The sequence below is a fragment of the Arsenophonus endosymbiont of Aphis craccivora genome, from assembly GCF_013460135.1.
Lineage (GTDB): Bacteria > Pseudomonadota > Gammaproteobacteria > Enterobacterales > Enterobacteriaceae > Arsenophonus > Arsenophonus nilaparvatae.
In genome coordinates this window covers 2,049,752-2,062,235 of the sequence record NZ_CP038155.1, presented here as the reverse complement: position 1 = coordinate 2,062,235, position 12,484 = coordinate 2,049,752, and the positions used below count along the sequence as shown (strand labels likewise).

The window sequence follows — 12,484 nt, the reverse complement described above, 5'->3', positions numbered from 1 at the left end:
CGACCTTGAGAATAATGGGCACTTTGAACAAAAATTTCAATATAATAACGTTTTTTTAATCGTTTTTAGCCGAAATATCGTGTCCTTGAAGGCATGAAATCACTATCACCAAACTATAGAGTAAGTTAATATATCAATACGTAAAAATATATTTGCTCGTTAATTGTGGGTAATGAATTGTCAGACAGGAGTTTTTCATGTCAAAACAACAAATTGGTGTAGTTGGTATGGCTGTTATGGGACGTAATTTAGCGCTCAATATTGAAAGCCGAGGTTACTCTGTTTCGATTTTTAATCGTTCTAAAGAAAAAACCGATGAAGTGATCGCAGAAAATCCAGGTAAAAAATTAATCCCCTATCATACAATTGAAGAATTTGTTGATTCATTAGAAAAACCACGTCGTATTTTATTAATGGTAAAAGCGGGTGAGGCGACAGATAAAACCATAGCTTCCTTAACACCCTATCTGGATAAAGGTGATATCCTAATCGATGGTGGTAATACTTATTTTCAGGATACTATTCGACGTAATCAAGAACTTTCAGCACAAGGTTTTAACTTTATTGGAACCGGCGTTTCTGGTGGTGAAGAAGGTGCATTAAAAGGGCCTTCTATCATGCCTGGTGGACAGAAACAGGCTTATGATTTAGTGGCGCCTATCTTGCAACAAATTGCAGCTAAGGCCGATGGTGAGCCCTGTGTCAGCTATATTGGTCCCGATGGTGCAGGTCATTATGTAAAAATGGTGCACAATGGCATCGAGTATGGTGATATGCAGCTGATTGCTGAAGTATATTCAATACTTAAAAACGCATTAAAATTAAATAATGAAGAATTAGCTGATATTTTTACTGAATGGAATAAAGGGGAATTAAGTAGTTATCTAATCGAAATTACGGCCGATATTTTTCGTAAAAAAGAAGACCAGACTGGTAATTATTTGATTGATGTCATATTGGATGAAGCCGCTAATAAAGGCACTGGAAAATGGACCAGTCAAAGTGCTTTAGACTTGGGAGTACCTGTTACGCTTATTACTGAATCAGTATTTGCGCGTTATCTCTCTTTTTTAAAAGAGCAGCGGGTGGCAGCAGCAAAAATCCTGACTGGACCGGCTGTTAATTCATTTAAAGGTGATAAGCAGGAATTTATTGAAAAAGTTCGTCGGGCACTTTATTTAGGTAAAATTGTTTCCTATGCACAGGGTTTTCAGCAATTAACAGCAGCATCGGATGAATATCAATGGCAGCTAAATTATGGTGAAATTGCCAGGATTTTCCGCGCTGGTTGTATTATTCGGGCGCAATTTTTGCAAAAAATTACCGATGCCTATAGCCAAAACCCATCTTTAGCAAACTTAATGTTAGAGCCTTATTTTAAGAATATTATTGATGAATATCAGCAATCATTACGGGATATTGTCTGTTTTGGTATACAAAATGGTATTCCATTACCTACGCTTACAGCAGCAATTTCTTATTATGATAGTTATCGCTCTGCTTTTTTACCGGCAAATTTAATTCAGGCACAACGTGATTATTTTGGCGCTCATACTTATAAGCGGATTGATAAAGAGGGTATCTTTCATACTGAATGGATAGAGAAATAGGTCTAGCTGAACTGATATAAAATCATATTGGATGGTCTTTATCATTAACGATAAAGACCATCTTTCTTGTCTTTGGGTTAGCACAAATGGACATATTGATTTGCTGCTTTTTTTGACTTTAATTTTATATCTATTCAAAAATAAATAGATTTACACATTATATTGTAATATAAAATATATTATTTTTTATAAAGTAATTCTGATTTTCAAATAAATCTATTGTTTTTTAATAAAACAAATAAACTTATTTGTTATTTGATAAAATTAACCATAAATAATTATGATTAATTTGCTATATTATGAAAATCACTAAGACTAAAAGAACTAGAAATAGTTTATCTTAGTGAATTAATGAATAAAATTAATTGTGATTTTTGTAATACAAATCACAGTTTTAACATATGAAAATAACTTATTCTTACAATAAAGAGGGCTTTGTTGAATAAATCAGAATTAGCCGACAGGATGGCTCCCTCTGCTACACCTGTTATCCGATCCTGACGCTGTGTGTCATACCCAACAACGTCATACGGTTCAGCGCTTTGACCATCGCCATTGCTTCACCTACCTGAGCCTCATAGTCACGCAGGCTCAGATGGCCACCCAGCAAAGTTTTTATGCGGAACATCGCTGTTTCTGCCACTGAACGCCGGTGATAACCCACTTTCTTTTTCCACATATCATTACTCCTGCTCAGACGCTGATTCGCCACCGCATGGTTACGTTCATGGTACTTGTCCGGCCAGTATTTCGCTCCGCTTCGCGGCGGGATAAGGGGCCTGATTTTCCAGTGGGTTTGGTTAATCAGGCCCGGCAGTGACTGCGCATCTGTCGTTCCGCTGAGCGATAAGTCGGCACAGATAATCTCATGAGTCACACTGTCTGCTGCCAGATGAAGCTTGCGCCACACTCTTCGTCTGTCAGCCCCATGCTGCCTGACTTTCCATTCACCTTCGCCAAAGACCTTCAGACCGGTACTGTCGATGACCAGATGCGAGATTTCACCACGCGTTGGCGTTTTTATGCTGATGTTGACGCTCTTTGCTCGTCTGCTGACCAGCGAGTAGTCCGGACAGCACAGCGGCTAAGACATGAGTTTAAAAATCGAATCAACGAAGCCCTGTAATGCCCGGAGCGACAGGTTAAACACACGCTTCATCATCAGGACAGTGGTAACAGCCATATCGCTGTAGTAAAGCGGCCGGCCACGACCTTCAGGCGAAGAACTGTCAGTCCATCCAGCGATGGCCGACTCATCAAGCCAGACCGTCAGGGAACCGCGTTGTCTGAGTGCCTTGTTGTACGCGGGCCAGTTGGTAATTTTAAACTTTTGCTTTGCCATGGGGACCTGATGTTGAAACGAATTTAGCGATCAGATCCGCCAATCACCTAAAAGTTCGATTTATTCAACAAAGCCAATAAAGAGATGAAAATTAAAAGAATAAATTGGATACTTTAATAAACTTATAAATTAATATTTATTATTAAGCTTGATAAAAATAAATATAGTTACTAATCTATAAATTTATATAATAAGTAGTTGTATGATTTGTTAGCGTGATTTTTTTAATTTATAAGTTATTAATTATTTTTTGTGTAGATATATTTCACCAATTGGATAATACAATATGGATAAATTGACCCCATTCAAACCTTTACCAGCCATAATTGCTATTACAATCACTCTCATCATCTGGTTTATTATTCCTACTCCTGACGGTGTTGAGGTAAATGCTTGGCAATTATTTGCGCTTTTTATCGGGACTATAATAGCTATCATAGGTAAAGCCTTACCAATAGGTGCAATCTCCATTATCGCAATTGCATTAATTGCTATTACGGGGGTAACTAATCCTAATAATCCGACGGAAGCCATTAATGATGCATTGAGCGGTTTTTCAAATCAACTTATTTGGTTGATAGGTATTTCAATAATGATTTCTGTTAGTCTAAATCAGACCGGCTTAGGTGCCCGTATTGGTTATTATTTTATTTCTTTATTTGGCAAAAAGACCTTAGGCATCGCTTATTCATTGGCGATTGCAGAGACAATATTAGCACCAGTTACACCAAGTAATACTGCGCGGGGGGGGGGTATTATTCATCTTATAATGCGCTCAATTGCAAAGAGTTTCGGCTCTGATCCCGAATCAGGTAGCACACACAAAATTGGCCGTTATCTTTCATTGGTTAATTTTAATATCAATCCAATTACATCTGCGATGTTTATTACGGCAACTGCCCCTAATCCATTGATTGTTAGTTTGATTATGGAAAATACCACACCTCCATTTGAGATAAGTTGGGGAATGTGGGCAATAGCCGCTTTTATACCAGGTATTATTTCGTTATTGATTATGCCATTAATTATCTATTGGATTTATCCACCTGAAATTAAAGTAACACCAGATGCACCAAATTTCGCGAAACAAAAATTACACAAGTTAGGGCCTATTTCAGTAGCAGAAAAAATTACTTTAGCGGTATTTGCCATGCTTTTGCTGATGTGGGCTGGTGTGCCTGCGATTATTTTTGGTAGCGCTTTTACTATTAACCCTACCGCTGCGGCATTTATCGGTCTTTCCGTTTTACTTTGTACCGGGGTATTAGCTTGGGATGATATTTTGAAAACCAAGGGGGCATGGGATACAATTACTTGGTTTGCTGCACTGGTCATGATGGCATCTTTTCTAAGTAAGCTTGGGTTGACTAATTGGTTTTCTCAAACAGTTGGAAACGCTATTGATCATCTGGGGATCGGCTGGATTGGTGGCATGTTGTTACTTGTTTTAATATATGTCTATTCCCATTACTTTTTTGCCAGCACCACAGCCCATATTATGGCAATGTTTGCAGCATTTTTTACTGCTGGATTAGCATTGGGCGCGCCACCTATTTTGCTTGGGTTGATCCTGGCTTTCTCTTCATCATTAATGATGTCGTTAACCCATTATGCTACAGGTACTGCGCCGATTATTTTTGGTTCTGGTTATACAACCTTAGCTGAATGGTGGAAAGTGGGGTTTATATTAAGTGTGGTTAATCTTTTAATTTGGTTAGTCATTGGTGGTTTATGGTGGAAGTTATTGGGCTATTGGTAAGTTATAATTAACATATCTAAATTGCTGTACTATATCTGTAAGTTAAATAGGGTTTAACATTTAATAAATGCAATCTTACTGTAAAAGAACCACTAAAATCTTCTAGCTATTACATTCGCTTTATTTAAAAACAAGTGAGGAAATATGCAATTGCGTAGGTTAGGTTCAACTGGATTTGTTATCCCACCACTTGTGTTTGGTGGTAACGTATTTTGTTGGACTATCAATGAAAAAGAGAGTTTTACCATCTTAGATGCTCTCTATGATAACTGTTTAGTTGCAATTGATACGCCAGATGTTTATTCAAGTTTGGCAGCAGGTAATCGTGGAGGAGAATCTGAAACTATCATTGGAAATTGGCTAACTAAACATTCCATTGCCAGAGATAAATTAATTATTTTTACCAAAGTGGGCGCAGATTTAGGTTCGCCTGGTAAGCGTGGGCTTTCTGCTCGCTGGATTATAAACGCTGTTGAAGATTCATTCCAGCGTTTACAAACAGATTACATTGATCTCTATTTTTCTCATTGGCCTGACATCAATACACCTTATGAAGAGACGTTAAACGCTTCTGATAAGCGTTTAACAACAGGCAAAATTCGCGCTATAGGAGCTTCAAAGTTGGATGCAGGGCAATTGAAAACAGCGTTAGATGTGGCGAATATTCAGAATTTACCGCGATACCAGGTATTACAACCAGAATATAATATTTACGATCGTGCCGCTTTTGATGATAAGTTGAAGAAACTCTGTATCAAAGAAAATATTGGGGTTGTTACTTACTATAGTTTGGCATCTGGTTTTTTAACCGGAAAATATCGTCGTCAACGTGATTTAAATAATAGTCTTAGAAAAAGTGATATCAATAAATATCTTAATCAAAGAGGTGAAAGAATTCTTAAGGCGTTGCAGGTAGTTTCTGATGCTCATCAAGCTACCTTAGCCGAAGTCGCCCTTGCATGGTTAATGGCTTTTAATGGGATCACCGCACCGATTGCTAGTGCAACTACTGTTGCTCAGGTTGAAAGTTTTGTTAAAGCCATTAATTTAACATTGACCAAAGCGCAATTCGAATATATAGATTATGAAAGTAAATTAAATTGAAAAATTTTTTTATATCTATAGAGGCTTTGTTGAATAAATCGAACTTTTAGGTGATTGGCGGAGCTGATCGCTAAATTCGTTTCAACATCAGGTCCGCATGGCAAAGCAAAAGTTTAAAATTACCAACTGGCCCGCGTACAACAAGGCACTCAGACAACGCGGTTCCCTGACGGTCTGGCTTGATGAGTCGGCCATCGCTGGATGGACTGACAGTTCTTCGCCTGAAGGTCGTGGCCGGCCGCTTTACTACAGCGATATGGCTGTTACCACTGTCCTGATGATGAAGCGTGTGTTTAACCTGTCGCTCCGGGCATTACAGGGCTTCGTTGATTAGATTTTTAAACTCATGTCTTTGCCGCTGTGCTGTCCGGACTACTAGCTGGTCAGCAGACGAGCAAAGAGCGTCAACATCAGCATAAAAACGCCAACGCGTGGTGAAATCTCGCATCTGGTCATCGACAGTACCGGTCTGAAGGTCTTTGGCGAAGGTGAATGGAAAGTCAGGCAGCATGGGGCTGATAGACGAAGAGTGTGGCGCAAGCTTCATCTGGCAGCAGACAGTGTGACTCATGAGATTATCTGTGCCGACTTATCGCTCAGCGGAACGACAGATGCGCAGGCACTGCCGGGCCTGATTAACCAAACCCACCGGAAAATCAGGGAAGTGTCAGCAGACGGTGCTTATGACGCCTGTTACTGCCACGACGCGTTGCTAAGAAAGAAAATCAGGCCCCTTATCCCGCCGCGAAGCGGAGTGAAATACTGGCCGGACAAGTACCATGAACGTAACCATGCGGTGGCGAATCAGCATCTGAGCAGGAGTAATGATATGTGGAAAAAGAAAGTGGGTTATCACCGGCGTTCAGTGGCAGAAACAGCGATGTTCCGCATAAAAACTTTGCTGGGTGGCCATCTGAGGCTGCGTGACTATGAGGCTCAGGTAGGTGAAGCAATGGCGATGGTCAAAGCGCTGAACCGTATGACGTTGTTGGGTATGCCACCCAGCGTCAGGATCTGATAACAGGTGTAGCAGAGGGAGCCATCCTGTCGGCTAATTCTGATTTATTCAACAAAGCCGTAATAAATAGAAAAAATAAATCTTTAACCAGCCAACAACAGCAAGATATTTATCGTACAATAGAAAGTTATTTTAATATTTATCAAGCCAATTTTAGCAACTTAAATCTTAATGCTTCTATTGATATTTTTAAGAATGATTGGTGTCAAAAAGGTTACACTAAACATCTTCTCAGGCAGGAGAATTTATATCAATTAAACACGTTTGGAAGATTAATATGTAATGTAAGTAACGCATTTACAGACTAACAGAGGAATAATTTTTTTCAATCGTTTAAAATGTCTTTCAAACAATGATCTGCCTGGTTAGGTGGATTATTTAACTTGATATAGCTCACATTTATTTCACTCCGCCAATATTATGTGTAAAATAACAGCATATGTGTAGATGCCTACCGGCAAGATACTGCTTGGCCAGAGTCATTTAATCCTTTCCAGTTAGATAATATGGTAACAATTTGTGTCTATTAAAAATTTAAGAAATATCGCCATCATCGCCCACGTCGATCATGGAAAAACGACACTGGTCGATAAATTATTACAACAATCTGGCACCTTTGGTGAACGTAATAACCTCGATGAACGTGTGATGGATTCCAATGACTTGGAAAAAGAACGTGGCATCACGATTTTGGCAAAAAATACCGCCATCCAATGGCACGATTATCGAATTAATATTGTTGATACACCAGGGCATGCTGATTTTGGTGGTGAAGTCGAACGGGTTATGTCAATGGTAGATAGTGTGCTGCTATTGGTTGATGCAATGGACGGTCCGATGCCGCAAACCCGCTTCGTTACCCAAAAAGCCTTTGCTCATGGTTTAAAGCCAATTGTGGTAGTCAATAAAATCGATCGCCCAGGCGCAAGACCTGATTGGGTTGTTGATCAGGTTTTTTATCTATTTGTCAATTTAGGGGCGACTGATGAGCAACTGGATTTTCCTATCATCTACGCCTCAGCCTTAAATGGTATTGCTGGAATCGATTACAATGATATGGCGGCAGACATGACGCCACTCTATGAAGCAATTGTAAAATATGTTGCTCCGCCGCAGGTTGATCTGGCGGGTGCTTTCCAAATGCAAATATCTCAGCTTGATTACAACAATTACTTGGGTGTTATTGGTATTGGTCGCATTAAGCGTGGCGCAATCAAACCAAATCAAACAATCACTATTATCGACAGTGATGGCAAAACACGTAGTGGTAAAGTGGGTAAGGTATTAACGCATTTAGGATTAGAGCGTATCGATTCTGAAATTGCCCAAGCCGGTGATATTATTGCCTTAACGGGTCTGGGAGAATTAAATATCTCAGATACCTTATGTGATCCAAATAATATTGAGGCATTGCCAGCACTGGCTGTTGATGAGCCAACGGTAAGTATGTATTTTTGTGTTAATACCTCACCATTTTGTGGTCGTGAAGGAAAATATGTTACTTCCCGTCAAATTTTAGATCGCCTGAAAAAAGAGTTAGTGCATAACGTTGCATTACGTTTGGAAGAGACTGAAGATCCTGACGCTTTCCGTGTTTCAGGTCGTGGTGAGCTGCACCTTTCGGTATTGATTGAAAACATGCGCCGTGAAGGGTTTGAATTAGCTGTTTCTCGACCAAAGGTTATTTTCCGTGAATTTGAAGGTCGTAAACAGGAACCTTTTGAACAAGTTACACTCGATATTGAAGAGCGGCACCAAGGCGATGTTATGATGGCATTAGGCGAACGCAAAGGTGAATTGCGCGATATATTGCCTGATAGTAAAGGACGGGTACGGCTTGAGTATATTATTCCAAGTCGTGGACTAATAGGTTTTCGAACTGAGTTTATGACCATGACATCAGGGACCGGTTTGCTGTATGCAACCTTTAGTCACTATGATGATGTTCGTCCTGGTGAAATTGGTCGCCGCCAAAATGGTGTCATGATCTCAAATGGTCAAGGTAAAGCGGTAGCTTATGCACTTTATAGTTTGCAAGATCGCGGTAAATTATTCCTTGGTCATGGTGCTGAAGTGTATGCAGGACAAATTATTGGCATTCATTCTCGTTCTAATGATCTAACTGTCAACTGTTTAACGGGTAAAAAATTGACCAACGTCCGTGCTTCAGGGACAGATGAAGCGACAACTGTATCGCCGCCGATTAAAAAAACATTAGAACAGGCGTTAGAATTTATCGATGATGATGAATTAGTGGAAGTTACGCCACAATCAATTCGTTTAAGAAAACGTTATTTGACCGAAAACGATCGCCGTCGTGCCTATCGAAATAAAGAAGTTTAAATAACAAAAAATTGTTTGATTTAATATAAATAAAAGGCGTATTAAACGCCTTTATTTTTTTATCTATTGATTGCTCAAATCCAATTATTATTTAGCATAACGAAAAAATTTACTGTCAGCGACCTGTTGAAAATACTTTAAATGTTCAATCAGTGCAGTGTGGCAGTATCATTTTAAAAACAATAACATTATTACTTTAGTGTCATAAGAGTTAATTAAAATTAGTTAATTAATTTAGAATGATAATTTTAAATTAAGGTTGGTTGAATATTTGAGATGTTTTTTTTCTGTCACGAATAAAAAGCAATGTAAGATTTAACCAAAAAACCAATTAAATACCTTTTATAATCAACTAAATAATAGACATTTTTGTCTATAACAAATATTTTATTGATAAATGAGATTGGCCGATTGGATATAAATAATTCGATATAATCTAAAATGTTATCCATTTTTTTCAATATATTATTCTTGTTTTGCTGATAATTATTTTAATTTATTCAAACTAAAAAAAGATTAAAATTGGAACACTTGTCACAGCTAGTCGTTAAATATGTTATTACCTATGACGGCTTTGTTGAATAAATCAGAATTAGCCGACAGGATGGCTCCCTCTGCTACAGCTGTTATCCGATCCTGAAGCTGTGTGGCATACCCAACAACGTCATACGGTTCAGCGCTTTGACCATCGCCATTGCTTCACCTACCTGAGCCTCATAGTCACGCAGGCTCAGATGGCCACCCAGCAAAGTTTTTATGCGGAACATCGCTGTTTCTGCCACTGAACGCCGGTGATAACCCACTTTCTTTTTCCACATATCATTACTCCTGCTCAGACGCTGATTCGCCACCGCATGGTTACGTTCATGGTACTTGTCCGGCCAGTATTTCGCTCCGCTTCGCGGCGGGATAAGGGGCCTGATTTTCTTTCTTAGCAACGCATCGTGGCAGTAACAGGCGTCATAAGCACCGTCTGCTGACACTTCCCTGATTTTCCGGTGGGTTTGGTTAATCAGGCCCGGCAGTGCCTGCGCATCTGTCGTTCCGCTGAGCGATAAGTCGGCACAGATAATCTCATGAGTCACACTGTCTGCTGTTTTTTTAACTGGATCGACAGAGGAAAAACTCTATGCATTACAAAAATCATTAGCTAATCGAAATGATAATTCTGTTATTGATTTATCGGGAGCAAATTTAAGCGATATGAATCTTTCATCTCTTTTTAATGGTAAAACTAACCTCTCATTAGCGAACTTATCCGGCGCTAATCTAGAAAAAGCGACGCTACAAAAGGTTAATCTAAAAGACGCTAATTTGCTGCAAGCTAATCTGATTGGTGCAAAAATGGATGGTAGTAATCTAGCCAACGCTAAGCTGAAGGGTGTTAAAATAATGGAAGCTGACTTGACGAAAGCTATCCTGACAGGTGCTAAAATGACTGGAGCTGACTTAACGAAAGCTAAATTAATAAACGTCAATCTAGCTTAAGCTCATCTGGCAGATGTTAGATTGGTAGAAGCTAATCTAAAAGGGGCTAATCTAAACATAGCTAATTTGTATCAGGCTAATTTGGTCGGTGTAAAAATGGATGATAGTAATTTAGTCGGCGCTAATCTGATAGAAGTTGACCTGACAGGCGCTAATCTAACTCGGGCTAAGCTGGGAAACACCATATTAATTGACGCTAATTTAACCAATACTAACTTAATGAACGCTAATTTAGCTCACGCTGATTTGACAGAAGCTAATCTAACAGAGGTGTACTTGGAAGGAGTTACTTTAGCTAAAGCTAACCTGACAGTGGCTAATCTGACCTGATATACACTGATTTGATCGTGGCTAATTTAACCAATACTAATCTGACAGGAGCTGACTTGATAGGCGCTAACTTAAGTAAAGTTGACTTCAGTAATGCCATTTTAAAAGAGCTAAATATTAATGCTGCTAATTTTTCATATGCCATCCTAAATAATACTTTAACTTTATCTCTTCCAAAAATATGGAATGATAACAGCTTAGATATTACACTTAATCACTTTAACAATCAAAGTAGTTTATTAACGAGTATCAATAGTATTGATAATAAATATAATGAACTAGAAATAAAGTTGGCCTGCCAATTAATTACTTCGTTAGAAAAATCTAATGCAAATCTTATTAATGTCACATTACCATTACTAGACATTTTTGGCAGAACGTCATTTATGACCAATGGGTATATTAGTCATTTTGTTAATACACTAACGAGTAATTATCTAAAAAATCTTTCACCAAATTTACTCAGTTTGCTAGAAAATCGTTCTACAATAACTAACCTATTTCTTGATTTTTTTGACCAACATCCACATCTAATGGTCTCTTCTGAATTTAATAGTAACTTTATTCAAGTCTTATTGGCAGCCAGAACTCAGGGTATTGATGCAGGCCACAGTCTGTATGAAAAGTATCTCAGTATGCCTGAAATTCAGCAACAACTAAAGCATGAAGATATTAAAGAAATTTTTGGTGATTACAAAGGTAATGAAGACTGGTCAGATAACAATGCGCAAAATTTTCTATTATTATCAACGACACCTAACAGAGTACTAGTTGCTTCTGAAAATATTTTATCACAAATGCTGCATCCGGGTCTGGATGCTAAGTGGGATCACGTTTATCTTTTTCAAGATGGAAAATGTTTAAGCCCAACAGAATACAGTTTGAAGCAATGTTACAACGAAAGTTTTCCCCTTTTTGCGCCGCACTTTTCTTATAGCTTGAATCAATCAAAATTTTGTCAGTTGATCGAGACCTTAGATTTAGGTGACCAGCTTAAATCGTTATTCATAGATGCCACAAAATCTAAAGCATATGCTACAAAACTAGTGGATGACACTTATCAACAGGAATTAAGTGAAGTTTTCTCTCGCGTACTTGATTTGAAACAAGGTTATATATTGAATGATGAAAATTACAACCGGATTATGAAATTATATGATTTAACGTCAAGTACAGATAGGAGAAAAGCTGAACATCTTTTTTCGTTATCTGCAGTTTTCACCCGTTATTCATCCAGTGCTATTTTTGGAACTGAGGAGCACTCTCCTCTGATGCTCAGATATTATGCTTATGCCCTAATGGAAAAAGCTCACACAATTGATCCAACACTGATTTGTCAGGATAAATTCAATGATTGGAAAAATCGACTACTCGGGACAAATAAAGCCTTCACTTGTACAGCGGTTTTATCTGACATAATGACTGGTTATGCCATAAAACACTATAATGATGTTTTAAAAACAATCCAACCACCAACCTGGCGATAATTA

The 12,484-nt window shown here is 38.4% G+C and carries 8 protein-coding genes and 3 pseudogenes; 8 read left to right on the top strand and 3 right to left on the bottom strand.

Going from position 1 to position 12,484, the window contains the following annotated elements; all coding sequences use genetic code 11:
- Positions 1 to 197: 197 nt before the first annotated feature.
- On the top strand, positions 198 to 1,610 hold the full coding sequence (gene gnd / locus E3U36_RS10460) for an NADP-dependent phosphogluconate dehydrogenase (protein ID WP_180816484.1): 1,413 nt from the start codon (positions 198 to 200) through the stop codon (positions 1,608 to 1,610).
- A gap of 487 nt (positions 1,611 to 2,097) precedes the next feature.
- Here the strand turns inward: gnd and E3U36_RS10455 are convergent.
- Positions 2,098 to 2,952: pseudogene (locus E3U36_RS10455) on the bottom strand (IS5 family transposase).
- A 286-nt stretch (positions 2,953 to 3,238) separates the two neighbouring features.
- On the opposite strand from E3U36_RS10455, the gene E3U36_RS10450 reads away from it, so the two are divergent.
- Complete coding sequence (locus E3U36_RS10450) at positions 3,239 to 4,711, top strand: DASS family sodium-coupled anion symporter (protein ID WP_180816483.1); 1,473 nt, start codon at positions 3,239 to 3,241, stop codon at positions 4,709 to 4,711.
- A gap of 144 nt (positions 4,712 to 4,855) precedes the next feature.
- Positions 4,856 to 5,815 (top strand): aldo/keto reductase, encoded by a 960-nt coding sequence (locus E3U36_RS10445; protein WP_180816482.1) that lies wholly within the window; start codon positions 4,856 to 4,858, stop codon positions 5,813 to 5,815.
- Here the strand turns inward: E3U36_RS10445 and E3U36_RS13040 are convergent.
- Positions 5,794 to 5,919 carry a hypothetical protein gene (locus E3U36_RS13040; protein WP_255479078.1) on the bottom strand — a complete coding sequence of 42 codons (126 nt, stop codon included), beginning with the start codon at positions 5,917 to 5,919 and terminating at the stop codon, positions 5,794 to 5,796. The genes E3U36_RS10445 and E3U36_RS13040 overlap by 22 nt on opposite strands.
- On the opposite strand from E3U36_RS13040, the pseudogene E3U36_RS10440 reads away from it, so the two are divergent.
- Positions 5,913 to 6,833: pseudogene (locus E3U36_RS10440) on the top strand (IS5 family transposase). The gene E3U36_RS13040 and the pseudogene E3U36_RS10440 overlap by 7 nt on opposite strands.
- Positions 6,834 to 7,352: 519 nt before the next feature.
- The gene (gene typA, locus E3U36_RS10435) at positions 7,353 to 9,176 is read left to right on the top strand and encodes a translational GTPase TypA (protein WP_180816481.1); all 1,824 of its coding nucleotides are present in this window, start codon (positions 7,353 to 7,355) and stop codon (positions 9,174 to 9,176) included.
- Positions 9,177 to 9,802: 626 nt separating this feature from the next.
- Here typA and E3U36_RS10430 read toward each other — a convergent pair.
- Positions 9,803 to 10,270, bottom strand: a pseudogene (locus tag E3U36_RS10430) (IS5 family transposase); the annotation flags it as partial.
- A gap of 109 nt (positions 10,271 to 10,379) precedes the next feature.
- Here E3U36_RS10430 and E3U36_RS10425 point away from each other — a divergent pair.
- Genes E3U36_RS10425 through E3U36_RS10415 form a run of 3 tightly spaced genes read left to right on the top strand, consistent with a single transcriptional unit; the run spans position 10,380 to position 12,481 of the window.
- Entirely contained in the window at positions 10,380 to 10,664 is a 285-nt protein-coding gene (locus E3U36_RS10425) for a pentapeptide repeat-containing protein (RefSeq protein ID WP_180816480.1), read from the top strand.
- Between the two features lie 6 nt (positions 10,665 to 10,670).
- A complete protein-coding gene (locus tag E3U36_RS10420) occupies positions 10,671 to 10,994 on the top strand; it encodes a pentapeptide repeat-containing protein (protein WP_255479110.1) in 324 nt (107 codons plus the stop codon).
- Between the two features lie 17 nt (positions 10,995 to 11,011).
- Positions 11,012 to 12,481, top strand: a complete 1,470-nt coding sequence (locus E3U36_RS10415) for a pentapeptide repeat-containing protein (protein ID WP_180816478.1) — start codon at positions 11,012 to 11,014, stop codon at positions 12,479 to 12,481.
- Positions 12,482 to 12,484: the final 3 nt, after the last annotated feature.